The 26,982-nt window shown below is 65.0% G+C and carries 18 protein-coding genes; 13 read left to right on the forward strand and 5 right to left on the reverse strand.

Features of this window, described 5'->3' with window-relative positions:
• Positions 1–128 precede the first annotated feature (128 nt).
• On the forward strand, positions 129–2,876 hold the full coding sequence (locus tag RBA40_RS13625; RefSeq protein ID WP_306648389.1) for an Ig-like domain-containing protein: 2,748 nt from the start codon (positions 129–131) through the stop codon (positions 2,874–2,876).
• 268 nt (positions 2,877–3,144) lie between these two features.
• Here RBA40_RS13625 and RBA40_RS13630 read toward each other — a convergent pair whose 3' ends face one another.
• On the reverse strand, positions 3,145–3,723 hold the full coding sequence (locus RBA40_RS13630) for a TMEM165/GDT1 family protein (RefSeq protein ID WP_306648390.1): 579 nt from the start codon (positions 3,721–3,723) through the stop codon (positions 3,145–3,147).
• A 160-nt stretch (positions 3,724–3,883) separates the two neighbouring features.
• Here RBA40_RS13630 and RBA40_RS13635 point away from each other — a divergent pair, with 160 nt between their 5' ends.
• Both RBA40_RS13635 and RBA40_RS13640 read left to right on the forward strand, forming a co-directional pair.
• Positions 3,884–5,749 (forward strand): M1 family metallopeptidase, encoded by a 1,866-nt coding sequence (locus tag RBA40_RS13635; RefSeq protein WP_306648391.1) that lies wholly within the window; start codon positions 3,884–3,886, stop codon positions 5,747–5,749.
• 21 nt (positions 5,750–5,770) lie between these two features.
• Positions 5,771–7,408: a serine hydrolase gene (locus RBA40_RS13640; protein ID WP_306648454.1), complete on the forward strand. Its 1,638-nt coding sequence runs from the start codon at positions 5,771–5,773 to the stop codon at positions 7,406–7,408.
• Between the two features lie 7 nt (positions 7,409–7,415).
• On the opposite strand, the gene RBA40_RS13645 is transcribed toward RBA40_RS13640, so the two are convergent.
• The 4 genes from RBA40_RS13645 to RBA40_RS13660 all read right to left on the reverse strand — a co-directional run bounded on the left by RBA40_RS13645 (position 7,416) and on the right by RBA40_RS13660 (position 13,554).
• Positions 7,416–8,576, reverse strand: coding sequence for a hemin-degrading factor (locus tag RBA40_RS13645; RefSeq protein WP_306648392.1), 1,161 nt, complete (start codon positions 8,574–8,576; stop codon positions 7,416–7,418).
• Between the two features lie 29 nt (positions 8,577–8,605).
• Positions 8,606–10,939 (reverse strand): TonB-dependent receptor domain-containing protein, encoded by a 2,334-nt coding sequence (locus RBA40_RS13650; protein WP_306648393.1) that lies wholly within the window; start codon positions 10,937–10,939, stop codon positions 8,606–8,608.
• Positions 10,940–11,086: 147 nt separating this feature from the next.
• Positions 11,087–12,625, reverse strand: coding sequence for a S1C family serine protease (locus tag RBA40_RS13655; protein ID WP_306648394.1), 1,539 nt, complete (start codon positions 12,623–12,625; stop codon positions 11,087–11,089).
• 131 nt (positions 12,626–12,756) lie between these two features.
• Complete coding sequence (locus tag RBA40_RS13660) at positions 12,757–13,554, reverse strand: class I SAM-dependent methyltransferase (protein ID WP_306648395.1); 798 nt, start codon at positions 13,552–13,554, stop codon at positions 12,757–12,759.
• Positions 13,555–13,930: 376 nt separating this feature from the next.
• On the opposite strand from RBA40_RS13660, the gene RBA40_RS13665 reads away from it, so the two are divergent.
• The 10 genes from RBA40_RS13665 to RBA40_RS13710 all read left to right on the forward strand — a co-directional run bounded on the left by RBA40_RS13665 (position 13,931) and on the right by RBA40_RS13710 (position 26,950).
• Positions 13,931–15,568, forward strand: a complete 1,638-nt coding sequence (locus RBA40_RS13665) for a TldD/PmbA family protein (protein WP_306648396.1) — start codon at positions 13,931–13,933, stop codon at positions 15,566–15,568.
• A 15-nt stretch (positions 15,569–15,583) separates the two neighbouring features.
• Positions 15,584–16,921, forward strand: coding sequence for a TldD/PmbA family protein (locus RBA40_RS13670; RefSeq protein WP_306648397.1), 1,338 nt, complete (start codon positions 15,584–15,586; stop codon positions 16,919–16,921).
• A 63-nt stretch (positions 16,922–16,984) separates the two neighbouring features.
• Positions 16,985–18,622, forward strand: a complete 1,638-nt coding sequence (locus tag RBA40_RS13675; RefSeq protein ID WP_306648398.1) for a TldD/PmbA family protein — start codon at positions 16,985–16,987, stop codon at positions 18,620–18,622.
• A 14-nt stretch (positions 18,623–18,636) separates the two neighbouring features.
• On the forward strand, positions 18,637–19,974 hold the full coding sequence (locus RBA40_RS13680; RefSeq protein ID WP_306648399.1) for a TldD/PmbA family protein: 1,338 nt from the start codon (positions 18,637–18,639) through the stop codon (positions 19,972–19,974).
• 14 nt (positions 19,975–19,988) lie between these two features.
• Entirely contained in the window at positions 19,989–20,609 is a 621-nt protein-coding gene (locus tag RBA40_RS13685) for a DUF4159 domain-containing protein (protein ID WP_306648400.1), read from the forward strand.
• A gap of 2 nt (positions 20,610–20,611) precedes the next feature.
• Entirely contained in the window at positions 20,612–21,610 is a 999-nt protein-coding gene (locus tag RBA40_RS13690) for an AAA family ATPase (protein ID WP_374710495.1), read from the forward strand.
• Positions 21,611–21,617: 7 nt separating this feature from the next.
• Complete coding sequence (locus RBA40_RS13695; RefSeq protein WP_306648402.1) at positions 21,618–22,505, forward strand: DUF58 domain-containing protein; 888 nt, start codon at positions 21,618–21,620, stop codon at positions 22,503–22,505.
• Complete coding sequence (locus RBA40_RS13700; RefSeq protein WP_306648403.1) at positions 22,502–23,482, forward strand: BatA domain-containing protein; 981 nt, start codon at positions 22,502–22,504, stop codon at positions 23,480–23,482. Before RBA40_RS13695 ends, RBA40_RS13700 begins: the two co-directional genes overlap by 4 nt.
• On the forward strand, positions 23,466–25,421 hold the full coding sequence (locus tag RBA40_RS13705; protein ID WP_306648404.1) for a DUF4175 family protein: 1,956 nt from the start codon (positions 23,466–23,468) through the stop codon (positions 25,419–25,421). The genes RBA40_RS13700 and RBA40_RS13705 overlap by 17 nt, the downstream gene beginning before the upstream one ends.
• Positions 25,418–26,950, forward strand: a complete 1,533-nt coding sequence (locus RBA40_RS13710) for a hypothetical protein (protein WP_306648405.1) — start codon at positions 25,418–25,420, stop codon at positions 26,948–26,950. The genes RBA40_RS13705 and RBA40_RS13710 overlap by 4 nt, the downstream gene beginning before the upstream one ends.
• The last annotated feature ends 32 nt before the right edge of the window (positions 26,951–26,982 follow it).

The raw sequence follows: 26,982 nt of genomic DNA on the forward strand, positions 1-26,982 counted from the left end.
CGATTCACGTAACAAAACTGCCGTTCACGACGGATTCAATTTCCAAATGTAAATACTTTGTCACGTTTACGTCATGCATAGTTGCGAGAATTCAGTTGTTCGTCACTATCAATGTAAACGGGAATCTCATGCGCCACCTCACCACGTTCAAGCTGTTCCGCCCGCTCGCCATCGCCCTGGCGCTCTCCGCCAGCCATGCCGTCATGGCGTCCGAAACGGACCACCAGGAGTTCGAAGCGACCCTGCATGTGCCGTATGCGACCTCGTCCCAGGCGCGTGTGTTCACCCTGGCGTTCGAGTACCCGCACGTCGAGCGCCAGCAGGAAGTGAGCTGGAAGCTGGAACTGGTCAGCCCGGCGGGCCAGGTGGTCCAGCGCTGGCACGGCGTGCAACGCATGTTCCAGAAACCGGTCGACGTCAAGGTGCGCTGGGCTGGCCGGGCCGGCTTGCCGGACGGCGTCTATAAAGTACGCATGCAGGCCGTCTCCAATGATGCCGCCGAGCGCGGCCGTGAGCCGGATCTGTCGGAAGAATCGGTCGACCGCTTGCTGGCGGCGGGCGCGGGCGAGCTCGTCGAGCAGAGCTGGGACTTGGCGCTGGGCAAGACCGCCAAGGCGGCCATGCCCGCCTTTCGCGCCTTGCCTACCAACAAGACCGACAGCAAGGCCGAGAGCAAGTCAGGCGAGCTGTCTTCGGTGCAAATGGCCGCGCCCGCGCCCGGTTCGCTGCCATACACGGTCTACTTCGCCAACCTGCACAGCCAGACCAACCACAGCGATGGCGGCGGGGCGCTGGGCAGCTGCAGCGGCTCGCAATCGCCGCAAAGCGCCGCGCTAGGCCCGGCCGACGCCTTCGCGTATGCCCGCAACAAGGGCCTGGACATCCTCGCCACGTCCGAGCACAACCACATGTTCGACGGTTCCGACGGCACCAACGCGTCGGCCAGTCCGGCCACCGCCAAGGCGCTGTACAAATCCGGCCTGACGGCCGCCGCCGATTTCAATGCCGCCCATCCCGATTTCCTTGGCGTGTACGGCCTCGAGTGGGGCGTGATCAGCAATGGCGGCCACTTGAACATCTTCAACTCGCCGGAATTGCTGCAATGGGAGCTCAACAGCAGCGGCCAGCTGATCGGCGACACGCTCACGCCCAAGGGCGATTACAGCGGCCTGTACACTTTGATGCGCCAGCGCGGCTGGGTCGGCCAGTTCAACCATCCATCGTCGAGCGGACAGTTCCTCATCAATGGCGTGCCGCTCGGCTACACGGCGGACGGCGACCAGGCCATGGTCCTGTGCGAAGTGCTCAACACCTCGGCGTTCTCGACCAACACCACCGAAACCGAAACCGGCCGCAGCACTTTCGAGGGTGCGTGCAACAAGGCGCTGGAATCCGGCTTCCACATCGCATTCGCCACCAACCAGGATAATCACTGCGCCAACTGGGGCGCGTCCTACACCAACCGCACCGGCGTGCTCATTCCGAACGGCACCCCGCTCTCGCAAGCGAGCTTCATCGAGGCGCTCAAGGCGCGGCGCGTGTTCGCCACCATGGACAAGACCTCGCAACTGGTGCTCACGGCCAACGGCCGCGTCATGGGCGAGCGCTTCAGCAACAGCGGTCCGCTCAACCTGATCGCCAACTTCGCCAGCACCAGCGGCAAGACGGTGTCGACGGTGTCCATCGTCGAAGGCGTACCGGGGCGCAACGGCACGGTCAGCCAGCTGTCGACCACGGCCAACACCACCATCACGCCCTCCGTGGGCGAGCACTTTTACTACGCCAAGCTGACCCAGGATGACGGCAAGATCCTCTGGTCGGCGCCGATCTGGGTGACCCAGACCAATGGCGGCGGCGACACCACGGCCCCGCGCGTGACTGCGGGTCAATCGGGCAGCAGCGGCAACATCAGCTTCAGCGCCAGTGCCAGCGATGATGTGGGCGTGACCCGGGTCGAATTCTACGTCGACAACCAGCTCAAGGCGACCAGCAGCGCGGCGCCGTACAGCGCCACGATCAACTCGGCGACCCTGAGCAATGGCAGCCACAGCCTGGTGGCCAAGGCCTACGATGCCGCCGGCAATGTCGGCACCTCGGCCGCGGTGACGTTCAGCGTCAGCAACGCCAGCGGAGGCGACACCACGCCGCCGGCGGTCAGTGCCAGCGCGAACGGCAGCAGCGGCACCATCAGCCTGGCGGCGACGGCGAGCGACAACGGCGGGATCAACCGGGTCGAGTTCTATGTCGACAATGTCCTCAAGGGGACGGATACCACCTCGCCGTATGCGCTGAGCCTGAACTCGGCGACCCTGAGCAACGGCAGCCACCAGTTGACGGCGAAGGCGTTCGACGTGGCGCTCAACAGCGCGGTATCGGCGCCGGTCAGTTTCAGCGTGAGCAACGCCGGCGCGGCGCAGCAGCTGCTATTCAATAGTGGATTCGAGTCGGGCGCGAGCGCGTGGGTTGCCACCAGCGGCGTGATCACCTCGTCGGGGCAGGCGGCGCATGGCGGCAGCTGGAAGGCCGCGCTCAACGGCGCCGGCTTGGCCAATACCGACAGCGTGTACCAGCAGGTGACGATCCCATCGACGGCGACGAGCGCGAAGCTGGCGTTCTGGCTGAAGGTGGTTTCGAGCGAAACGACGACCACGAGCGCCTACGACAAGCTCAAGGTGCAAGTACGCAGCGGCAGCAACGCCGTGCTGGCCACGCTGGCGACGTACTCGAACCTGAACAAGGGCAGCAGTTACGTGCAAAAGACGTTCGACCTGTCGGCCTACAAAGGGCAGACGGTGCGGATCTATTTTGAAGGCGTGGAAGGCTCAACGATCCCCACCGCTTTCCTCATCGACGACGTGACCCTCACGACCCAGTAACCAATCGCAACAATTTCTCAACCGGGGTCAGAGCTCTGACTCGAAACTTTTTTTGTTGTAAAAACGGCCGCCGGTGAGTGGGTTGGCAAACCCGGTTTGACGGGCGCCGTAATTACAACAAAACGTCGTCTTGATAGCAGAACTGGAACAATCGTCATCAGAACTTGCACGATGGAAGACTGTCGCCGGTGCGCCCGGCCGCTGGTTTTGCAATGTTTCACATTAAAGCTCTGACCCCGGTTGTAGGGAAATGGAGCTGTCGCTAGGACTAAAAACCGAAGCCGGCGCCGGCGCCGAGCAGGGTGGCGACGCCGAGCGCGGCAAAAATGGCGGCGGCGATGCCGTGCACCAGTCTCAAAGGCACCTTGTCGGCAATCCGCTCGCCGAAATATACCGCCGGCACGTTTGCCAGCATCATGCCGAAGGTGGTGCCAGCCACCACCGCCAGCATCGCGTCGTAGCGCGCCGCCAGCGCCACCGTGGCGATCTGCGTCTTGTCGCCCATCTCGGCCAGGAAGAAGGCGATCAGGGTGGTCAGGAAAACACCGTAACGCCCCATTCCCGGCTGGTCGTCGCCATCGAGCTTGTCCGGCACCATGGTCCACGCGGCCATCGCGAGGAAGGACACGCCCAGTACCCAGCGCATCACATCCGGTCCGAGCAGGGTGCTGATCCAGGCTCCGACCGCCGCCGCAAACGCGTGGTTGGCGATGGTCGCCACGAAGATGCCCAGCACGATCGGCACCGGCCGCCGGAACCTGGCCGCCAGCAGAAACGCCAGCAGCTGCGTCTTGTCGCCGATTTCGGCGAGGGCGACGATGCCCGTTGAGACAAGAAAGGCGTCCATGCAGTGTGATCCGATGCGCGAAAGCGCGGATCATAGCAGAGCCACCGGTGTGGCTACGCGCGCCAGCCATCCGTCAATACGCGCCCGCGCGCTTTCGTCCGGCCAGCGGAAGTGATATTCTGCCTGCGCCAATTCACACGCCACCGAACCCGGAAAGACCATGAAGACATCGACCCTCCTGCGCGCCGCCGCCTGCGCCCTGTTTGCCCAATTGAGCGCCCACGCGTACGCCCTCGATCCCCTCAGCTACGCGCGCTACGACCAGGTGAAAACCAGCGCCGTGCACATTGACCTGAAGGCCGATTTCGCGAAGAAGACCTTGTCCGGGCATGCCGAACTGACGCTGAACTGGCTCGATAAGTCGGCCCGCAGCCTCGATCTCGATACGCGCGCGCTGACCATCTCGAAGGTGCAGGCGCAGGGCGCCAACGGCAAGTGGGTCACCGTGCACCACTCGCTCGACAAGTTCGATGACGAAAAAGGCCAGGCCATGCACATCGACCTGGCCGCGCTGCCTGCGCAGCCGCAGAAGGTGCGCATCTATTACCGCACTTCGCCCAAGGCGACCGCGCTGCAGTGGCTCGCGCCGGTGCAGACCATGTCGGGCAAGCGTCCGTTCATGTTCAGCCAGTCCCAGACGATCGACGCGCGTTCCTGGGTGCCGCTGCAGGATACGCCCGCCGTGCGCTTCACCTACAGCGCGCGCATCGAGGCGCCCAAGGACCTGCGCGTGGTCATGAGCGCCGATAACGATCTCAATGCCACCGGCAAGGGCGGCTGGAACTTCAAGATGCCGCAGCCGATTCCATCCTACCTGCTGGCGATCGGCATTGGCGAGATCGACGTGCGCGCACTCGGTGCGCGCACCAGCGTGTACGCCGAGCCAAAGCGCATCGGCGCGGCCGCGTACGAATTCGGCGATACCGAAAAGATGGTCGCCGCCGCCGAATCGCTGTACGGCCCTTATCGCTGGGGGCGTTACGACATGCTGGTGCTGCCGCCATCGTTCCCCATCGGCGGCATGGAAAATCCGCGCCTGACCTTCCTCACGCCGACCATGATCGCGGGCGACCGCAGCCTGGTCGACCTGATCGCCCACGAACTGGCGCACAGCTGGTCGGGTAACCTGGTCACCAACGCGTCGTGGAAGCACTGGTGGCTCAACGAGGGCTTCACCACCTACGTCACCACCCGCATCCTGGAGTCGCTGTACGGCCCCGAAGTGGCGGACATGAACCTGCAGCTGGAGCAGGAGGAAGCCATCGCTTCGCTGGCCACCATCCCGGTCGCCAAACAGGCCTTGCTGACCAAGGACCCGGACACCTCGTCGGCCAACTACACCGATGAAGGCCTGGCTTACCCGAAAGGCGCGTGGTTCCTGCGCACCCTGGAGCAGCGCGCCGGCCGCGCGGTGTTCGATCCATTCCTGCGCGGCTGGTTCGACCAGCATGCGTTCCAGAGCGTGACCACCGAGCAGTTCGTCGATTACCTGCGCAAGAACCTGCTGGCCCAGCATCCGACGGTGCTGAGCGAGGCCGAACTGGAAGAGTGGCTGCACGGCGCGGGCATTCCGGCCAGCGCCAAGCGCGCTGTCTCGACCCGCCTGGCCGCGCTCGACGCGACCCGCGTCAGCTGGCTGTCGGGCGCCACGCCCACCGCCAAGCTCGATACCAAGAAGTGGAATGCCACCGAGTGGATGAAGTTCCTCAACGATATCGACAACAAGGCCAGCGCCGCCCAGCTCAAGGAACTCGACCAGGCGTTCGGCCTGGCCAAGAGCACCAATAACGAAGTGGCCTTCCGCTTCTACCGCGCCGCCATCAATGCCGGTTACAGCGAGGTGCGCGCTCCGCTCGAAGCCTTCCTCATGAGCGTCGGCCGCCAAAAATTTGTGGTGCCGCTGTACGCCGCGCTGCGCGCCAAGCCGGCCGACAAGGTCTTCGCGGAGTCGGTCTACAAGAAGGCGCGCGAGCGCTACCACCCGGCCACGCAGACCAGCGTCGACAAGAAAATGGCTGGCAAATAAGAGGAACGACACGTGCTCCACATGAACCGTATCGCGGCAGCGATCCTGCTCGCATTCACCAGCTTCGCGGCCGTTGCCCAGGCACCCGCCGCTCCCGCAGCACCCGTCAGCGCCAGTGCGCCGGCACGCGCCTATGACCTGGAGGCTGACGTCACCCGCGTGATGAAGACCTTCGATGTTCCCGGCATCGCCATTGCCATCGTCAAGGATGGCAAGGTAGTCGCTGCGCGCGGCTTCGGCGTGCGCAAGCTGGGCGAGCCGGCGCCGGCCGACGGCAAGACCATCTTCGAGGTGGCGTCGAACTCCAAGGCATTCACCGCCGCGGCGCTGGCGATGCTGGTCGACGAGGGCAAGCTGGAATGGGACGACAAGGTCACCAAGCACCTGCCGGACTTCCAGATGTACGACGCCTACGTCACCCACGAGATGACGGTGCGCGACCTGCTGGTGCACCGCAGCGGTCTGGGGCTGGGGGCCGGCGACCTGCTGTGGTGGCCGACCACCAGTTTTACGACCGATGAAATCATCGCCCAGCTGCGCTACGTGCGCCCGGCGACGAGCTTTCGCAACAGCTATGCCTACGACAACCTGCTCTACATCGTGGCTGGAAAGATCATCGCGCAAAAGGCCGGCAAGCCATGGGGCGATGCGGTGCGCGAGCGTATCCTCAAGCCGCTTGGCATGAATGCGACCACCACCAGCCTGGCCGAGAACGCGGGCAATCCCAACGTCTCGGCCCCGCACAGCAAAATCAACGGCAAAGCCGCCGTGGTGCGTGCGCTGCCGGTGCCCAATGCAGTCGGCGCGGTCGGCATCAACACCAACGCCGAGGATATCGCGCGCTGGATGACGGTGCTGCTCGACGGGGGCGCCATCGCCGGTGCGCCGAAAGACGCGCAGGGCAAGGAAGCGCGCCTGTTCAGCGAAGCGCAAAGCCGCGAGATGTGGACCGCGCAAACGCCGATGAAAATCAGCGAGCCGAAACCGACGCTGGAGGCGACCAAGCCGAATTTCTTCGCCTATGGCCTGGGCTTCCAGCTGCGCGACTACAAGGGCCGCAAGCTGGCCTTGCACGGCGGCGCGCTGCAGGGTTTTTATTCGCGCGTGGTGATGGTGCCGGAAGCGAAGCTGGGCATTGCGATTTTTACCAATGCCGAAAGCAGCGGGGCGCTCACGTCGCTGCAGTATCGCCTGCTCGATCATTATCTCGATGCGGCGCCGAGCGACTGGATCAAGCTCATTAGCGATGTGGAAACCCAGACGCGCAACAAGGACCTGGCCAAGCAGAAGAGCGCCAGCGCCACCCGGACCGCAACCTCGCGCCCGTCGCTGCCGATTGCGGCGTACGATGGCGAGTACAACGACGCCTGGTACGGCGCGGTGACCATCAAGCCGGTGGGCGGCAAGCGGATAATGAGCTTTACCCGTACGCCGGACCTGACCGGGGAGTTGGAGCACTTCCAGCACGATACCTTCATCGTGCGCTGGAAGGAACGCAATTTCAACGCCGACGCCTATGTGACGTTTTCGCTGAACCCGGACGGCAGCATCGAGCGCATGAAGATGGCGCCGGTGTCGTCCGAGACCGATTTCAGCTACGACTTCGCGGACCTGCTGTTCACGCCCGCGAAGAAGAAGGACGCGAAGGAAGCAAAGTAATCTCCGCTTAACCCTTCGGCAGGGCGGCGGTCAGGTCAACCCAGCTTTTCGGCTGCGGTTGGCCGCGTTCGCGCACACCGAAAAAGCTCACCACCTGTTCACCCTCGTTGTCGTAGAACTCGACCGAGGTCACGCCGGCGCGCCGCACCACCCAGCCGCTCTTGAAGGCGGTTTCGCGCAGGTGCAGGTTGAAGGCCGGATCGAGCACGTTGTACCAGCCCGGGCTCGCCGCCGTCTTGGTAATCTTGCCGCTGAAGATCTGGATCAGCGCGCCATTACCCAGGAATGACATGATCGGCAGCTGCTGTTTGGCCGCTTCATCGAGCAGGGTGCGGACCGCTTCGGGTTTGAGGCGCTGCACCATGCCGGCCGGCGCCAGGCGCATCGCCTGTTCGCGCGTGATCTTGAACTCGGTTAGCAGGCGGTTGAACTGGTGCACGTCGCTCATCTCGTTCCAGGCCTGCTGGAATTCCTTCACATCGACCTTGCTGTCGGCCAGTTCGGCGGCCTTGGGTGCGCGCGCCGGCACTTTCAATGCCTCTTTCTGGTCGGGATGGCGGAAGTCGGCCACCAGCTTGTCGAAGACGGCCACGCCGGCGGCATCTTTCGGATAGATCTTGTGGATCGCGGCGCCGTTCTCGTCGAAGAACTGTAGGCTGCGTTTAACCACGCCGTCGGCGCCCGGCTGCGCCACCGCGAATGCGTGCTTCCACTTCGAGAACGTGAAGCGCAGGTCGATCTCGCCACCGAGGTAGCCGCCGGCGATGTTGCGCTGGCGCGCTTCGCGTTCTTCGTCCTTCACCGCTTCCTTCGCTTCCTTGTCGTCCTCCGGCTGCGGCTTGACCTTGGTGGCCACGCCGGTGCGTTCGATCACGCCATTTTCGTTGCGCGTCAGTGCCAGCACGGTGCCCAGGTCGAGCGCACGGCGCATGATCTCGCGCGGGTCGTTGCCGTCGCTGCGCAGGCGGGTGACGGTGTTGCCGATGCCGGTGGCCAGCAGTTCGGCTTCCGATACGCCGAGCGTGCGCGCGGCATCGCGGATCATCACCTTGGGCTGTTCGGCGCGCAGCGCGCTCCAGCGCTCGGACAGGGTGGCGGCGCCGGCGTGGCCAGCCAGGACAAGCAGGGCGCCGGCAATGGCCAGCGGAAGGGTGCGTAGGCGTTTCATGGAGTCTCCGGGGTGGTGAAAAAAAGGGGTTAATACTGGAACGTCAGCATGGCCGCCGCATTGCGGCCGGGGCGCGCCTGGCGTTCGATGTCGGCCAGCGTGGCGGCGTCAAGGCCGGCAGCGAGCGAGCGCGAGGTCGCGTAATCCCAATAGCGCTTGTCGCCCAGGTTGTAGATGCCGACGTGGAGCCTGACGTGCTTGCCGATGTTCCAGTACGCGGCCAGATCGGCCACGGTGGCGCCGGCGATACGGAAGCGCCGCGTGCCGGCGTCGCCAACGGTGTCCGACGCCGGCTGCTTGCCGGCGGTAGCGACGGCGCTCAGCGAGACGCCGTACGCATCGTTCGGCGCATCGTAGGCGAAGCTGGCGCTGGCCTTGCGCGGCAGGGTGGAGGCCAGTTCGCCTTCCTTGCCGGTGCTGCTGTCGCGCGCCTTGCCGTGCGAGACGCCGGCCGCCGCGGCGATGCTGTAGCCGGCCAGCGGCGCCGACCACGTGCCCAGTTCCGCGCGCAGCGAGGCTTCGCCGCCCCAGGTGCGCGCGCTGCCATTGTTCTGCGGCCGGTACAGGCCGCGCGTGATGGTCGGGTAATTGACCGGGTCCGGCGCCTGCGTCACGTAATCGATGAAGTTCTTGTACTCGGTGCGAAACACCGATGCGCTGATCTGCATGCCCTTGATCGGACTGCTTTTCAGGCCCGCTTCGAAGGCCTGGCTGGTTTCCTTCTTCAGGTTCGGGTTGCCCAGCACGGCATAGCCGACGCCCGATCCGGTGTAGCTGAACGAGTCGTAGGTGCCGGTGCGCTCGGCCGCCGTGGGCAGGCGCGCGCCGCGATTGAGGCGCGCATACACCGACAGGTCGGGCGCCAGGGCGACGGCCAGGTTCAGGCTCGGGGTGGCGTAGGCATCGCTCTCGGTCTTGATTTCGCCGGCCGCCGCAGGCACCGCGATCAGGTAGCCGGCCAGGTTCCTGGGTGTGAGCTTGCGGTATTGCGTGCGCAGACCCGGCGTGAGCGTGGCCGCGTAAGCGCCCAGCGCAAAGCCGAATTCGCCGCGCAGGTAGGCGCTGGCCTTGTCGCTGTCCATGTCGGCCATGCGGTTCTTCATCAAAATCTGGTGCGCGCCGCTGGCGATGACGGTGCGGTCTTCCAGCCACGGACGGCGCGTTTCGGACTGCTCGTAGGCTGCACCGTAGGCCAGGCTGAGCGACTCGCCGATCTTCAGGGTGGCGTCGGCCCCGGCGCCGGCGCTCTTGTTGAAGTAGCCGGTGTCGATGTTGCGCAGGTAGGGCTGGTTGCCGGTGATGTAGCGCGCTCGGGTGCGGTCGTCGACGCTGGCGTCCTGCACGTAGATGCGGCTCTCCAGCGTATCGAACAGGCCATTCGTGGCGCCGGTCATGCGGTGTTCCAGGCTGACGCGGGTGCGTTTGGTGCGCGAATCCTGCAGCACGCCATTCGGGTACAGGCCGCCGGTCTTGTTGACGTAGCTGCGCGCATTGTCGCGTTCATAGCCGTCCAGGGTCAGGCCGATGCGCTGGCCCGGCATCGCGGTCCACTGGAATTTGGCCAGCAGCGCGTTCGAGTCCCAGTCGTCCGGATTGGCCGCCACGCTGCCCTTGTTTTCAAGCTCCTTGCCGCTGCGGTGCACGGCCACCGCCAGCGCGTCGAGTGCGCCCATGCGCGCGGCACCGGTCAGGCTGTGCGAGCGGCTGTTGTTGGCATCGCTGTAGCCGAGCGCATACGCCAGGTAGCTGCGCTTGCCGTCGCTCAGATAGTCGCCCGGCGACTTGGTGACAAAGGCGACGCTGCCGGCCAGGCCGGGCGTGCCCGCGGCCGCCGCGCCCGTGCCAGAGCCGATCCGCACTTCGCGGAACATGGCCGGATCAAAGTAATCGCGCCCGATGCCGAAGGTGTTCATGGAGGTGCCGTCCGGCTTGGGCGCGGCGTCGGGCAGGGCGATGCCGTCGATGTCCAGGCTGACCCGGTTGCCTTCGATGCCGCGGATATTGAAGCCGGTGTTTCCCGCGCCATCCCACACGCTGCCGCTGCCGCTGAACGCGGCCGGTACCGCCACCAGCGGCTCGTAGCGCGCGATGGCGCTCATGTCGCCGGCGTTGCGGCGCGCCAGTTCGGCGGCGCTGATGACGGCCACGCTGCCTTGCAGCGCATCGGGTGTCTTGGCGCGGCCGGGCGTGACGACGATGCCGGACAACTGCTGCGGTTCGCGCAGGCTTTGCGCATGGGCCGCGCAGGTGCCGATCACGGCCAGCAGCGTGGCATTGAGGGTGGTGCCGAGAACACGGCGCAGTGGCGCGGAAGCGCTCCGGCGCGCAGAAGCGGGTGCCGGCATCGGGGTCGAAGTGATCATGGTGGTCCAGGTCGGAGAGTATCAGGCTGGCTCTCGGACCTGGCGACGCGGATGCGTCGGGAAGGAACACTTGCTGGCGGGTGTCAAATGATAACAAGAATCATTATCATTTGCAATGTATCCCCACCTGGCAGGTTTGACGGGTGCTTACTTGCGGTTCCAGACATCCATCATGTCCTGGCTGCCCTGCAGGCGGATGCCGTTATCGGACAGGATGCCTTCGGTGGCGTCGATCATGTCCTTGCGCCGCACGACGATGGTTTCGCCGCCGCGCTGGTCGAAGTGCAGCACGATCAGCTCATCCTTCGAGTCGCGCAGCAGCTGCACCATGTGGGCCAGGCTGCGCACGGGGACCTTGTTGACCGAGTAGATCACCGAGCCGAAACGGTTGGAGTAGCCGGCCACCGATTTGTGCGGGAAGAAGGGCGAGCTGACCACAACCAGTTCCTGGCGCTCAGGCGTCGGCGGCTCGCCGCGGCGCGTCACCAGCGGGTTGGCCATGTAGCTGGCCGCCGCCATGTTGGTAACGTTCGAGTTGAGGAAGGCGAGGAAATCGGTGCTGGCGCGCGAGAACACGATCGGCCCGTAAATGAAGTACGACGGGTAGCCGTTGTTCAGGTCGGGAATGAGCAGCTTGCGCCCGCCCACGGCCGGCACCTTGACGTTCAGGCTCTTGCCGGCGCGGACAATCGTCAGCGGCACCGCGCCATCTTTCGTGACCTGCTGCACGCGGTACTGGAAGCGCACGCGCAGATTGGTGCCCAGCTTGACCATGCCCTGGTTGTCGATCGGCGAATCGCCGATATGGGTGATCACGTCCCATTCCTTGAGCGGATAGGCGGCGTCGTTCTGGTTGGGGCGCTGCACCACGGCGCCGGAGACGTCCTTGCCGAGCTTGAGGAACTCGCGCAGGACCGGGTTTTCCAGCGTCTGCACTTCGTCCGTCAGGGATGGCTTGCCGTCGTATTTGCCGTCGGCGACGTCGCGCAGGAACAGATCCACTTCTTCGTTGGGGATGATGTAGCCGATGTTCTGCGTGTTGGCGGCGCCGCCGAAGGCCAGGCCTACCATCTTGTCGTTGGCGATGGCCGGGCCGCCGCTGTTGCCCGGGTTGATGGCGGCATCGATCTGGATGCGCAGGCCGGTGGTGCCCATGCTGTAGTTGGCGAATTCGATGCGCGAGACGATCCCCTTGGTGATCGACAGCGAGGTGCCACCGGTAGGGTAGCCATAGGCGAACACCTGGTCGCGCACATCCGGCAGCACGCTGGCGCGCGACACCGGCGCGTGGGTGTCGAAGAACGATTCGTCGTCGAGCTTGAGGATGGCCAGGTCGATCCCGCGCGCGACCGCCACCACCGTGGCCGATACCTTGCCGCCGGCCTGGCTGGCCTGCACCTGGACCTGGCTGGCATAGCCGACCACGTGGGCGTTGGTAAGAATGCGCTTGCCTTCGATGACCACGCCGGAGCCGGTCACCTCCTGCGGCGAGGCTTTGGTCCATGGCTTGTACGGGTCGGGACGGCGCAGCGTGGCAAACACCTTGACGACCGAGTTTTCGAGATTGGCGGGAATGGCGGCCACCGGCGCGGCCGGCGACGCGCTGCTGGTGGCGTCTTGTGCGGAATGGGCCAGCAGGCTTGCCGCGGCAAGAACGGCGGCAACGGCGATACGCGATATGTTCATTGGGTAATTTCTTGTTGGAGGAAGGAGCGACGAGCGTTAATCATACACGCGCATGGCGCGCCGCTCCAGCGTCCCGCCTGTGCGGAACAGGCAGACAAGAAAACGGCCCCTTGCGGAGCCGTCATCACCTGTTAAGGCTTTACGAACTTGAGCGTCATGCGGTCGCTCTCGCCGATCGCCAGGTACTTCTCGCGATCGACATCCTTATTGGCCAGTACCGGCGGCAGGGCCCACACGCCCTTGTTGTGGTCAGCCTTGTCCCTGGGGTTGGCATTCACTTCCGATTTGCCGGCGAGCTTGAAGCCGACGCTTTCGGCCATCTTGATCACGTACGCTTCCTGCACGTAGCCGGTATCGGCTTTCGGCTCCTTGCCGGCCGGGGCACGGTGTTCCACCACGCCGAACACGCCGCCCGATTTCAGGCTGTCGTGGACCTTCTTGAACACTTCCTTGACCTTGTCGTCGCCATTGCCCATCCAGTTGTGGAGGTTGCGGAAGGTGACCACCAGGTCGGCGCTGCCCGGCTTGGCGAAGTCGTACGTGGTCGGTACTTCGAATACGCCGCGCTGGACCTTGTCGAACATGGCCGGCTTCGATTCAAGCTTCTTGGTCAGGTTGGCCGCGTACTTGCGCGCGCCTTCCTTGGCCGACGTCGGCGACTCGCCGGCGACGATCAGCTTGCCCTTTTCGCGCAGGTAAGGCGCCAGGATTTCGGTGTACCAGCCGCCGCCCGGCGACAGTTCGACCACCGTCATGGTCGGCTTGATGCCGAAGAAGGTCAGCGTTTCGTATGGATGGCGTGCGGCGTCGCGTGCGACGTTGGCGGGCGTGCGCTCGGTATTGGCGATGGCTGCCTTGAGTGCATCATCGGCATGGGCTGCGCCGGTCATGCCAGCGGCCAGCATGGTGGCCAGGATCAGTTGTTTCATGTGTTTTCGTCTCCGGTATTGGTATGTACTACGGGGATAAGCTACGGCAGGCGATGTGATATCGCCGACAAGCGCGATGATCGAGTATGCACGCTTGAAGGTCAAGCCGAATCTCATATGTACATACTGTCCGCCACAGCGTGCGGACACTGCTTCGGACAGCGCGGACGCCGTCCGCCGGACACTCCCTGATTCCCGAATCAAGGACTTAGCCAGTGGCACAATCTTTGCGTATTCTTTTGGCCATTTTGCTGGTAAGGTTCTTTCTGATTTTCGTTCAGGCCAGTATTCGGCATGGTTCAGGTGAGCTGCAAAACAAAGCGCGTTCGCGCAGTCCGGCGGGCCGCTACCTTCGTGGTGAGTGTTAGGAGATACTATGGAACGACGTGCATTTCTCAATATCAGCGGCCTGGCATTGGGCACGATGCTGGTGCCGGTTTTCGGCAACGCCATCGCCGCTGAAGAATTACTCAATCCCCTCGCGGCAAAGTTCAAGAAGACCCTGGCCGACGTGGCCCTGAATGCCGCCACCGGCGCCGGCGCCAGCTATTGCGACGTGCGTATCGGCCGCTACCTGAACCAGTTCATCACCACGCGCGACCTGAATGTCGAAAGCGTGACCAATACCGAATCGGCCGGCGTGGGCGTGCGCGTGCTGTGCAACGGCGCCTACGGCTTTGCCGCCACCTCCGACATGTCGCCCGATGCGGTGGCCGGCGCCGCGCGCCAGGCGGTCGCCATCGCCAAGGCCAACGCCAGGCTGCAATCCGAACCGGTGCGCCTGGCGCCCGTGAAGGGCGTGGGCGAAGTGGCCTGGGCCACCCCGATCAAGAAGGATTGGCGCATGGTCCCCATCAAGGAAAAAGCCGAGCTGCTGATCGCCGCCAACAAGGCCGGCATGGAGGGCGGTGCGAGCTTCATGCAGTCGCTGATGTTCCAGGTGAACCAGCAAAAGTATTTTGCCTCGACCGATGGCTCCTACATCGACCAGGACGTGCACCGCATGTGGATGCCGGTGTTCGCCACCGCCGTCGACAAGGCCACCAACAAATTCCGCTCGCGCCAGGGCTTGTCCACGCCGGTCGGCATGGGCTACGAATACCTCGACGCGCGCCCCGAGGACAAGATCAAGGCCGCCGGCGGCGTATGCACCCTGTACAAGAATTCGTACGACCTGATCGAAGATGCGCGCGCCTGCGGGCGCCAGGCCAAGGAAAAGCTGACCGCCAAGTCGGTCGCGCCGGGCAAATACGACCTGGTGCTCTCGCCCGAGCACATGTACCTGACGATTCACGAATCGGTGGGCCACCCGACCGAACTCGATCGCGTGCTGGGCTACGAGGCCAATTACGCCGGTACCAGCTTCGCCACCCTCGACAAGTGGGAAACCAAGAAATTCAAGTACGGCTCCGAGCGCGTGAACATCGTGGCCGACAAGGTCGAGCCAGGCTCGCTGGGCGCGGTCGGCTACGACGATGAAGGCGTGCCGGGCAAACGCTGGGACATCATCAAGGACGGCATCCTGGTCAACTACCAGGCCACCCGCGACCAGGCCCACATCATCGGCGAGAAGGAGTCGCACGGTTGCTCGTATGCCGACAGCTGGAGCAGCGTGCAGTTCCAGCGCATGCCCAACATTTCGCTGCAGCCGGGTAAAGCCAAGCTCACGCCCGACCAGATGGTCAAGGATGTCAAGAAGGGCATCTACATCGTTGGCGCGGGCTCGTTCTCGATCGACCAGCAGCGCTACAACTTCCAGTTCGGCGGCCAGCTGTTCTATGAAATCAACAACGGCAAGATCGGCGCGCCACTCGAAGACGTGGCCTACCAGTCGAACACCCAGGAATTCTGGAACGCCTGCGGCGCCATCTGCGACGAGAGCGACTGGCGCATGGGCGGCTCCTTTTTCGACGGCAAAGGTCAGCCAAGCCAGGTCAGCACGGTGTCGCACGGGTCGAGCACGGCGCGCTTTACCGGCATCAATGTCATCAACACCGCACGCAAGATCGGCTAAGCCAGGGAACCGCATATGAAAGTTCTGACCCAAGAAGAAAGCAAGCGTATCGTCGACCGCGTCATGTCGCTGACCAAGGCGGATGAATGCACCGTCCGCGTGACGGGCGGGCGCACCGGTAACATCCGCTATGCGCGCAACAACGTCTCGACCGCGGGACTGGTGGACGACGCCTCGCTGGTGGTGCAGGTCGCGTACGGCAAACGCCAGGGCACCGCCAGCATCAACGAATTCGACGACAAGTCGCTCGAAAAAGTCGTGCGCCGTGCCGAGGACCTGGCGCGCCTGGCGCCGGAAAACCCGGAGTTCATGCCGGCCGTCTCGAAGCAGGCGTACAAGGCGTCGCAGACGTTCAGCCGCGCCACCGCCGCCATCGATCCGGAATTCCGCGCGCAGACCGCGGCCTACAGCATCGAGGCAAGCCGCAAGAACAAGCTGGTATGCGCCGGCTTCTTCACCGACAGCCACTCGTTCCAGACCATTGCCAATTCGAACGGCGTGTTCGGGTACCAGGAAAAAACCAACATTGACTTCACCTGCACCGTGCGCACCGAAGACGGGCGCGGGTCGGGCTGGGTCAAGCGTTCCGCCACCGACGTGGCGCGCTTCGATGCGCGCGAAGCGTCCGACGTGGCGATCGAAAAAGCCCTGCGGTCGGTCGAGGCCAAGGCGCTCGAGCCGGGCCGCTACACGGTCATCCTGGAGCCGGCCGCAACGTCGGACCTGATCGGCTTCATGCTCGGTGGTTTCGACGCGCGCCAGGCCGACGAGGGCCGCAGCTTTTTGTCGAAGAAGGGCGGCGGCACGCGCCTGGGCGACAAGCTGTTCGATGCGCAGGTTAATATCTGGTCGGACCCCTGGGACAAGGATGTGCCGGTCGTGCCCTGGGATGCGGGCAACATGCTGGCGCGCGAGCGCATGAACCTGATCAAGGATGGCAAGGTGTCGGCGCTCGACTATTCGCTGTTCTGGGCGAACAAGAAAGGCGTGCGCGCCATTGGCGCGCCGGGGAATATGATCATGGGCGGGACCAGCAAATCGACCGCGGAACTGATCGCCAGTACCAAGAAGGGCGTGCTGGTCACGCGCACCTGGTATATCCGCGAGGTGGACCCGCAGTCGGTGCTGCTGACCGGTTTGACGCGCGACGGCACGTTCTACATCGAGAATGGCAAGATCAAGTATCCGATCAAGAACTTCCGGTTCAACGAAAGCCCGGTGACGATGTTGAACAATATCGAGGCGATCGGCAAGCCGCAGGTGATCGCGGGCGACGAGGTGCCGTATTCGATGCTGATTCCGCCGATGAAGGTCAGGGATTTCAATTTCACTTCATTGTCGGACGCGGTTTAATCCCCGTGCAGGCAAAAGAGCGCGGCATTAATCGATGACGGAGCTTTGTAAGCAGGAGTAAAAGTGGAACGACGTACCTTCCTCAAAATCAGCAGCGGCGCCGCCGGCGCCATCATCGTGCCCGTGTTCGGCAACGCCATCGCGGCCGAAGAATTAATGAACCCGGTCGCGATCGCGTTCAAGAAGTCGCTGGCCGACGCCGCCATGAACGCCGCCACCAAGGCCGGCGCCACCTACTGCGACGTGCGCATCGGCCGCTACCTGAACCAGTTCATCACCACGCGCGACCTGAGCGTGGAAAACATCGTCAACACCGAATCGTCCGGCGTGGGCGTGCGCGTGATCGCCAACGGCGCCTACGGCTTCGCCTCGACCAACGACATGTCGCTAGATAGCATCGCCGCCGCCGCGCGCCAGGCGGTCGCCATCGCGCGTGCCAACAGCAAACTGCAAAGCGAGCCGCTGCGCATGGCGCCGGTCAAGGGCGTGGGCGAAGTGACGTGGACCACGCCGTTCACGCGCGACTGGCGCACGGTGCCCATCAAGGACAAAGCCGATATGCTCATCGCGGCCAACAAGGCGGGCCTGGATGCCGGCGCCAGCTTCATGACCTCGACCCTGTTCCAGGTCAACCAGCAAAAATACTTTGCCTCCACCGACGGTTCCTACATCGACCAGGACATCCACCGCCTGTGGGCGCCGCTGACCGCCACCGCCGTCGACAAGGCCAGCAACAGGTTCCGCACGCGCGACAGCCTGGCCGCGCCGGCCGGCATGGGCTACGAATACTTCGACGCCCGCCCGGCCGACAAGATCAAGGCCGCCGGCGGCGTCGCCACGCTCTACACCAAGTCCTACGACATCGTGGAAGACGCGCGCGCCGCCGGCCGCCAGGCGCGCGAAAAACTGACTGCCAAAACGGTCGAACCGGGCAAGTACGACCTGGTGCTATCGCCTGAACACCTGTTCCTGACCATCCACGAGTCGGTCGGCCATCCGACGGAACTGGACCGCGTGCTGGGCTACGAAGCCAATTACGCCGGCACAAGCTTCGCCACGCTGGATAAGTGGCAGACCAAAAAATTCAAGTTCGGCGCCGACCGGGTCAATTTCATCGCCGACAAAAACGAACCGGGTTCGCTTGGCGCGGTCGGCTACGACGATGAAGGCGTGCCGGCCAAGCGCTGGGACATCATCAAGGACGGCGTGCTGGTGAACTACCAGGCCACGCGCGATCAGGCCCACATCATCGGCGAGAAAGAGTCGCACGGGTGCTCGTATGCCGACAGCTGGAACAGCGTGCAATTCCAGCGCATGCCGAACATTTCGCTCGCCGCCGGCAAGGAGCGCCTCACGCCCGACGAGTTGATCAAGGACGTCAAGAAGGGTATCTATATCCTCGGGCGCGGCTCGTACTCGATCGACCAGCAGCGCTACAACTTCCAGTTCGGCGGCCAACTGTACTTCGAGATCAAGAACGGCAAGATCATCGGCCCTCTGGAAGACGTGGCCTACCAGTCGAACACCCAGGAGTTCTGGAATGCCTGCAGTGCCATCTGCGACCAGCGCGACTGGCGCATGGGCGGCTCGTTCTTCGACGGCAAAGGGCAGCCCAGCCAGGTCAGCGCGGTCTCGCACGGATCAAGCACCACCCGTTTCAACGGCATCAACGTCATCAACACCGCTCGCAAGATCGGCTAAGGAGAAAGCACAGCATGAAACAGCTGAACCAGGAAGAAGCAAAACGCATCTGCGACCGTGTGCTCGGGTTTTCCAAGGCCGACGAATGCCGCGTGGTGCTCAATGGCACCCGCACCGGAAATATCCGCTACGCGCAGAACAGCGTGTCGACGGCGGGCCTGAACGAAAACATGCAGTTGACCGTCAGCGTCGCCTTCGGCAAGCGCCAGGGCACCGCCTCGATCAATGAGTTCGACGACAAGTCGCTCGAAAAAGCCGTGCGCCGCGCCGAAGACGTGGCCCGCCTGGCGCCCGAGAATCCGGAATTCATGGCGGCGATCGGCAAGCAGGAGTACAAGGCCTCGAACGCGTTTGCCCGCGAGACCGCCGCCATCGACCCGGAGTTTCGCGCCGAAGTGGCGTCGCACAGTATCCTCGCGGGGCGCAAGAACAAACTGGTGACAGCCGGCTTCTTTGTCGATAACACCGGATTCGAGACCATCGCCAATTCGAACGGCGTGTTCGGCCACCACGAATTCACCAACGTCAGCTTCACCTGCACCGCGCGCACTGAAGATGGCCGCGGTTCCGGCTGGGTGACCCGCTCGGCCAATGACGTGCGCAAATTCGATACGCGCGAAGCCTCCGCCGTGGCCATCGAAAAGGCCCTGCGCTCGGTCGACGCCAAGGCGCTGGAGCCGGGCCGTTACACGGTGATCCTGGAGCCGGCCGCCACGTCGGACCTGATCGACCGCATGTTCGGCGCCTTCGATGCGCGCCGCGCCGACGAAGGCCGCAGCTTCCTGTCGAAAAAAGGCGGCGGCAACCGCCTCGGCGAAAAACTGTTCGACGAACAGGTCAACGTGTGGGCCGACCCGTGGGACAAGGACGTTCCGGTGCGCCCATGGGACACCGAATCGATGCTGCCGCGCGAACGCACCGACATCATCAGGAATGGCAAGATCGTCTCGCTCGACTACTCGCTGTTCTGGGCCAACAAGCAAAAGATGAAGGCCCGCGGCCGTCACGGCAACATGATCATGTCGGGCGGTAGCAAGTCGCTCGACGAATTGATTGCCTCGACCAAGAAGGGCATCGTCGTCACGCGCACCTGGTACATCCGCGACGTCGATCCGCAATCGCTGCTGCTCACGGGCCTGACGCGCGACGGCACGTTCTACGTCGAAAACGGCAAGATCAAGCATCCGGTCAAGAACTTCCGCTTCAACGAAAGCCCGGTTTCAATGCTCAACAACCTCGATGAACTGGGCAAGCCGCAGATTCTCGGCGGCGACGGCATGAACTTCCAGATGATGATTCCGCCGATGAAGATCCGCGACTTCAACTTCACGTCGCTGTCGGACGCGGTGTAAGGCGGGACCGGGCAATGCGCAGCTACGATTTCTACTTCACCCGCCTGATGTACGAGTCGGGCGACTGGGACGTGGATATCCGCATGCCCAGCAATGTGCTCAATTCGCTGGTGGAGTACACCACGCTGCGCGTCGACCCGGTGGAGCGCGTGATCGCGTTGTCGGACGCGAAGATGCTTGAGTCGCCCTTCTGCTACCTGGCCGGGCACAAGCTGGTGCAGTTCACGCCCGCCGAGCGCAAGAACTTCGAGCGCTACGTGCGTGGCGGCGGCTTTGTGTTCGTCGACGACTGCAACCACGATATCGACGGCCTGTTTGCCAAATCCTTCGAGGCAGAACTGGCGCGCATTTTCGGCCCCAAGGCGTTGAGAAAAATCCCCAACAATCACCCGGTGTATTCGAGCTTCTTCCAGTTCGACGGCCCGCCCAACACGGGCAACGAACTTAATGGCTGGGGCGACGATCTGGTACACGATTACCTCAAGGCGATCGAAATCAACGGGCGCGTGCGGGTGCTGTATTCGAACAAGGACTACGGCTGCGAGTGGGATTACGACTTCCGCAACAAGCGCTGGCTGGTCGTCGACAACACCCGCTTTGCGGTCAATATCATTCAGTATGCTTTGGGAGCGTGACAGTGTCAGTAGCCTGGGAAGAGAAAGAAATCGCCGACCTGACGGCCAAGATCGGCGCGCTCAAGGCGAGCATGTCGAGCGTGATCATCGGCCAGGATAGTGTGATCGAGTCGCTGATCATCTGCCTGCTGGCCGGCGGCCACGCGCTGGTCGAAGGCGTGCCGGGTCTGGGCAAGACCTTGCTGGTCAAGTCGCTGGCGCAGGCCACAGACCTTAAATTCCAGCGCGTGCAGTTTACGCCCGACCTGATGCCGTCCGATATCATCGGCACCGAAATCCTCGAAGAGAACCAGGCCACCCGCCAGCGCGTGTTCCGCTTCCAGCCGGGTCCCGTGTTCACCCAGGTGCTGCTGGCCGACGAGATCAACCGCGCGCCGCCCAAGACCCAGTCCGCGCTGCTCGAAGCGATGCAGGAGCGTGCGGTCACCTTTGCCGGCGTTACCCACCGCCTGGAAAAGCCGTTCTTTGTACTCGCGACCCAGAACCCGATCGAGCAGGCCGGCACCTATCCGCTTCCGGAAGCGCAGCTCGACCGCTTCTTGCTGCGCATCGACGTCGGTTACCCGAGCGAAGACGAAGAGACGCTGATGGTCTCGCGCACCACCCACGCGGGGCTTGCCGACGCACCGCAGGTGATGGATGTGGACAGTTTGCTGCGCTTGCAGACGCTGGTGCGCGACATTGAAATCGGCGAGCACCTGCTGCGCTATGCCACGCGCCTGGTGCGTGCCACGCGGCCTCAGGAGAGCCATGTGGCCGTCGTCACCAAGCACGTGGGCTGGGGCGCCGGTCCGCGCGCCGGGCAGGCACTGGTGCTGGCCGCCAAGGCGCGCGCGCTGATGCACAACCGCCTGGCCGTCACGCGCGAGGACATCGGCGCGATGCTGTTGCCCGTGCTGGCGCATCGCGTGCTGCGCAACTTCGAGGCAGAAGCCGACGGCGTGGCCATTGCCGACATCCTGCTCGCCCTGCGCGCCGAGATCAAGGCCGACAAGGATTAGCAATCGCATGCTGTCGACGTCCGCGCTGCTCGCGCACACCAATGACTTGAACCTGATCATCCGCCATGTGCTGGCGGGGCTCGGTCACGGCATCCATGCGGGCCGCGAGCGCGGTGCGGGCGTCGAATTTTCCGAATACCGTGCCTATGCGCCCGGCGACGAATGGCGCCGCGTCGACTGGAAGCTGCTCGCGCGCGCCGACCGTTACTACGTGCGCGAGGCGGAGCGCGACAGCCACGTCGCCGTCTGGCTCTGGCTCGACGCCACCGCGTCGATGGCCGAACCGAGCCGCAGCGGTGTGTCGGGGCTCGACAAGCTCTGGTACGCTCGCACCATCCTGGCCTGCATCGCCGCCATCGCCCAGCGCCAGGGCGACGCCTTCGGCCTGGTCATCTGCAGCGGGGAGCGCGTGCAGCTCACACCCGCCGCGCGCGGGCCGCGCCAGATGCAGCGCGTGCTGGCCCAGTTGCAGCGCACGCAAGCCGGCGGCGCGCTCCCGAACAGCGAGGCCCTGCGCACCGGCATGCCGTTCGTGCGCGCGCCCGGCCTGGTGTTCGCCGCCAGCGATTTTCTCGACTGGCCTTCCGGCCAGGCCGAAGCCCTGTTGCGCCTGCGCCGCATGCGCCACGATGTGCGCCTGCTTTGCCTGCAGACCCGTGCCGAGTGCGATGCCAGCTTTGCGCCCGAGACCACCTGGCGCGATCCCGAGAACGCCGATGGCGTATTCCGCTTCGCGCCCGACACGGTCGGCGTGTACCGCAAGAACCGCGACGAGCACTTCGCCCGCATGCTGGCGCAATGCCGCAGTAACGATATTGCGGCGCTGGCCGCGTGCATCGAAGAGCCGCTGCCCGCCGTGCTGCGCGCGTGGCTGCGCCAGGGCGCACGCGCATGAACGCCTTGTGGTGGCTCGGACTGGGCCTGCTGGCACTGCCGGTGCTGTGGCACCGCCAGCGGCGCCAGCGCATCCGCCAGGAGCCGCTGGCCACGGCGCGCTTCCTGCCGCGCGCCGATCCGCAGCAACTGCGCGTGTGGCGCTGGACCGAGCGATTGCTGCTGCTCGCACGCTGCCTGCTGTTGGTGGCCGTGATTGCCTGGCTGGCCGATCTGGTACTGCCGTGGCGCCGCGACGCCGTGCTGATACCGGCCGGCACCGACAGCGTCTGGGCCGAGCGCCAGATCAGGCAGGCCGGCTTGTACGACGCCAGCTGGATCGCGGTGCCAGGCGACCCCTTTGCCTGGCTGGCACGCCACGACCGCGAATGGCGGCCCGATTCGCGCCTGCTGATACTCGGTAATGTGCCCATGCCCGCCATGCCGCCACGCTCGCGCCACCGGATCGAGGTGCGCAGCAAGGCGGCGCCGTTCCCAAGCACCGAACAGCGCGTTGTCATCGTCAGCAAACGGGCCGCGCAATGGCGCGCCATGTTCGCCGCGCTGGACGGACCTCGCCGCTACAAGGTCGACGACGTCGCCGACGGCAAGGCCGAACTGGTGGTCTGGGACGTGCCGCAAGCGCCACCAGCAAGCCTGCACGCGCCGCTCTGGTGGGCCGGCGACGAGGCATCTTTCCCCGAACTGAAAAAAGCCGCGCAGGCCTATGGCATCCGTTATGCCGACAGCGCGCGCGGGCGCGTGTGGGCATCGAACGCATGGCCGCCGGCAGATCCGCAGGCCGCGCGCCGCCTGTTCGAGAGCTGGCAGCGCCTGCATTACGCACCCGTGCCCTACACCATGCCGTCGCAACTGATCGCGCCGACGACATCGGCCACGCCGGCCCGGTCCAGCGGCCCTTTGCGCTACCTGCTCACATTGATCCTGCTTGGCTTGTTTGCAGTGGAACGGATACTGGCCCATGCAAGCCGACGCTGACATCATCGACCAGTTGCAGTTCGCCGCCACGCGCCGGCGCGCGCCGCTGTGGATCGCGACGATCCTGCCATGGGTACTGTTGCTGTCGTTTCCCGGCATCGTGCTGTGGAGCGCATGGGCGGTGTGGGATTGCCGGCGCCTGCGCGCGCGCGTGCGGCGCGACTGGACCGGCTGGCTCGACGCCACCGTGCCCGCGTTCGAGGACAGCAGCGCGCTGCTGGCGGGGGCCACGAGCGCCATTGGCCAGCTCCAGCGCCGCCGCCTGCTGGCGCGCATCGCCACCACGCTCACCGACGACGTGATGGCGGCAATCGTCAGGGAGCGGGTGCGCATCAATGCGCGCTGGCTCACGTTGAGCGTATGCGCGGCGCTTGTCTTGTTCGCCTGGCGCCAGGTGCAGGCCGTGCCGCCCACGCCGCACGAGGTCAAAGCCCTGATTGCGAAGCAGACCAGCGAGATCACCGTGCGCATGACGCCGCCCAAATACACGGGCGTTGCCACGTCCGTTGGCGCACCGCGCGAACTTCAGGTGCCGCAGCACAGCGTCGTCGAATGGTGCCTGCGCGCCCCGCAACCGGTGGACACGCCCATTGAACTGAGCGACGGCCAGTCGCTCAGGATCGGGCGCGCATGCGCGCGCTGGAATGCGACGGAGTCGGTGTTCTGGCGCTGGCGCGGCGCGCGCTACAACCTGCGCGTGATTCCCGACCAGGCGCCCGAAATCACCATGTCCGCCCCGCGCGAGATGATCCACACGCTCGCGCGCGAAGCCGCCAACGCCACCATCACGCTGGCGGTGCGCGACGATTACCAGGTCCGGCGCGCCACCCTGCACCTGACGCTCGCGCGCGGCAGCGGCGAAAACATCCGCTTCAGCGACCGCGAACTGCCGCTGCCCGAGTCGAGCGACCCGCGCACGCGCACGTGGAACAAGCAATGGACGCTGGCGGAGCTGGGCATGGAGCCAGGGGACGAACTGTATTTCTTTGTGCGCGCGACTGACAATGCCGAGCGTCCGCACACGACCGTCTCGCCCACCTACACCCTGCGCCTGCCCGGACCGGTGGAAGAGAGCGACGAATCGTCGGCGCAGCCGATGCTGGTCAAGCCCGAGAACCTGCGCAGCCAGCGCCAGATCATCATCGACACCGAGCAGCTGCTGGCCGACCTGAAGGCGACGCCCGGCATGAACCCGGCCAGCGTGCGCTCGCGCAGCGAAGCCATTGCCGACGACCAGGCCCAGTTGCGGCGCCGTTACGGCCAGTTCCTGGGCGAGGAGTCGACCCTGTTCGGCGGCGAGGAGCATCACGACGAGGACGAGAAGCACGACGTGGTCGCCGAATTCGGCCACATGCACGACCAGGCCGAAAATGCGACCCTGTTCGACGAGTCGACCAAAAAAATCCTGCGGCGCGCCCTGAGCGCCATGTGGGACGCCGAAAAAGCCCTGCGCGCGATCACCCCGAGAACTGCACTGCCGCCCGAACACAAGGCGCTCGATGCGATCAAGCAGCTGCAGCAGGCCGACCGCATTTACCTGCACAAGACCGCCTTTGTGCCGCCCCCGCTCAAGGAAGACATTCGCATGACTGGCGATGTGGTCGGCACCAAAAGCTATCGCCGCGAACAGGGCGCCCCGGCGGTGCCGATTCCCGACGGCGTGCGGCGCCTGATCGAAGCGCTCGATGGCGACGGCGCCTTGCCGGCCCTGTGGAGCCGCGATGCGCACGCATGGATTCGCGAGCGCATCGCCAACGAAGAACAGCGCCTCGCAGCGCAGCGCGCCGTGCAGGACGTGGCCGACGGCTGCGCCGCGTGCCGTCCGGTGCTGCGCGCCTGGCTGCGCGGCGCCATCACCCAGGCGCCGGTGCTGTTGCAGGCCAAGGCTGCCCCGCAAACCCCATTCACCCGCGCCCTGCGCAACGGAGTTCCCCGATGATCGCTGCCGGCCTGATTTTCTTGATGGGCATCGGCAGCGCCGCGGTGTACTTGTGGCGGCGCCAGTGGATCGACGCGCTGCTGATCGTGATGGCCGCGGCGGCGCTGGGCGTGATCGTCGGCGACTTCCCCATGCCGGCCGGGGTGGCCGCCACGCTGTCGATCGATTCCGATGCCGAGGCCATCGATCTCAACGAGGCGGCGGCGGCGGTGAAGCTCACCGGCGATGGCTTGAGCGCCGCGCAATGGCAGGACCTGCCGGCGCGGCCGCTGTTGTGGGAAACGCCCACCAGCGAGGTGTTGCACCTGGATTTTCCGCGCGAACTGACCCTCGGACGCATGTTCGCGCTGACCGTGCGCCGCAGCCATGCGGCCAGCTGGCGCTTGCAACTGCTGGCCGAGAACAAACAGGTGATCGCCGATGTCGCCGGCGACGGCGCGGCGCTGACCGTGCAGTGGCTGCCACCGGTGGCCGAAACGCTGGTGCTCAGTGCGCGCATGCTCGATGGCAGCGGCAAGGTGATGGCGCATGGCCCGGTGCCGTTTTCGGTATCGGCGCCGGTGCCGCTGCAGGTGGTGGGGCGCTTCGGCGCGCCGTCGTTCGATACGCGCACGCTCAATGATCTGCTGGTCAACAGTCATGCCGCGCTGGACTGGCAGGTCACCCTGGGCAAGACCGTCACCCGCGGTGAAAGCCCGGCGACGGCCCTTACGCAGCCCGATATGCTGGTGGCCGACGCCGCGCATATCGAGCATCTGGGCGATGGCGCACGGGCAGCGTTGCTGGCGCAGGTGGCGGCGGGCATGCCGCTGGTGATCCTGGCGGCGAACGCGCAGAACAAGCAGGTGTGGGCACGTTCCGTACAGCTGGAACTGAAAGAGCAGGCTGATGCCCGGCCTTCCGGCACGCCGCTGGCGCTGGCGTCGGCGCCGTTCAATCCGGCGACGGCCTCGGGTCCGTGGAGCGTCGCGGGCGACAGGATCTGGACGCGGGCGTGGGAAAAGGGCCGCATCGTCTGGCTTGGCGTCGCCGACTGGCACCGCTACGCGATCAGCGAGCCGCAGGCGCTCGGCCTGTGGTGGCAGGGGGTGTTTGATCGCGCCGGCATCGAGCGGCCGCAGGACGTGGCCTGGCTCGACCCGCAGGAGATGCCGCTGCCCGGCCGGCGGCTGGAAGTATGCGCGCTCGGCGTGAAGGGTGACGTCACCTTCCCCGAACTGAAACAGACGCTTGCCTGGCAGCGCCGTCCGGACAAGGCCGACGCCTCCTGCGTGGCGGTATGGCCGCGCAAGGCTGGCTGGCTGGCGATGCACACCGGCGGCGCGAAACCGCAGGCCGCCAAGCTGTATGTGTACGACAAGGCCGACTGGCCCCTGTGGCAAAAGGCGCAGCGCCGTGAAGCCACCGCGCGTTATGCGGCGCGCACGCCCGCACCGGCGCAAACGGGCACGGTGCCGGTGCCGGCGTGGCCGTTTGCGCTGCTGTTCGCGGCGGCGATGCTGATCTTGTGGTGGCGGGAACGGCGCTAGCGCCAGGCCAGCGCGACGACCGGCTTCGGTTA

It is taken from the genome of Massilia pseudoviolaceinigra (assembly GCF_030846505.1).
Taxonomy (GTDB): Bacteria; Pseudomonadota; Gammaproteobacteria; order Burkholderiales; family Burkholderiaceae_D; genus Telluria_A; species Telluria_A violaceinigra.

Coding starts and splice junctions, on each gene's coding strand:
- RBA40_RS13680 (WP_306648399.1), top strand. CDS start 18,637: ATGAAACAGCTGAACCAGGAAGAAGCAAAACGCATCTGCGACCGTGTG.
- RBA40_RS13670 (WP_306648397.1), top strand. CDS start 15,584: ATGAAAGTTCTGACCCAAGAAGAAAGCAAGCGTATCGTCGACCGCGTC.
- RBA40_RS13650 (WP_306648393.1), bottom strand. CDS start 10,939: ATGATCACTTCGACCCCGATGCCGGCACCCGCTTCTGCGCGCCGGAGC.
- RBA40_RS13635 (WP_306648391.1), top strand. CDS start 3,884: ATGAAGACATCGACCCTCCTGCGCGCCGCCGCCTGCGCCCTGTTTGCC.
- RBA40_RS13665 (WP_306648396.1), top strand. CDS start 13,931: ATGGAACGACGTGCATTTCTCAATATCAGCGGCCTGGCATTGGGCACG.
- RBA40_RS13685 (WP_306648400.1), top strand. CDS start 19,989: ATGCGCAGCTACGATTTCTACTTCACCCGCCTGATGTACGAGTCGGGC.
- RBA40_RS13710 (WP_306648405.1), top strand. CDS start 25,418: ATGATCGCTGCCGGCCTGATTTTCTTGATGGGCATCGGCAGCGCCGCG.
- RBA40_RS13625 (WP_306648389.1), top strand. CDS start 129: ATGCGCCACCTCACCACGTTCAAGCTGTTCCGCCCGCTCGCCATCGCC.
- RBA40_RS13660 (WP_306648395.1), bottom strand. CDS start 13,554: ATGAAACAACTGATCCTGGCCACCATGCTGGCCGCTGGCATGACCGGC.
- RBA40_RS13695 (WP_306648402.1), top strand. CDS start 21,618: ATGCTGTCGACGTCCGCGCTGCTCGCGCACACCAATGACTTGAACCTG.
- RBA40_RS13705 (WP_306648404.1), top strand. CDS start 23,466: ATGCAAGCCGACGCTGACATCATCGACCAGTTGCAGTTCGCCGCCACG.
- RBA40_RS13640 (WP_306648454.1), top strand. CDS start 5,771: ATGAACCGTATCGCGGCAGCGATCCTGCTCGCATTCACCAGCTTCGCG.
- RBA40_RS13655 (WP_306648394.1), bottom strand. CDS start 12,625: ATGAACATATCGCGTATCGCCGTTGCCGCCGTTCTTGCCGCGGCAAGC.
- RBA40_RS13700 (WP_306648403.1), top strand. CDS start 22,502: ATGAACGCCTTGTGGTGGCTCGGACTGGGCCTGCTGGCACTGCCGGTG.
- RBA40_RS13630 (WP_306648390.1), bottom strand. CDS start 3,723: ATGGACGCCTTTCTTGTCTCAACGGGCATCGTCGCCCTCGCCGAAATC.
- RBA40_RS13645 (WP_306648392.1), bottom strand. CDS start 8,576: ATGAAACGCCTACGCACCCTTCCGCTGGCCATTGCCGGCGCCCTGCTT.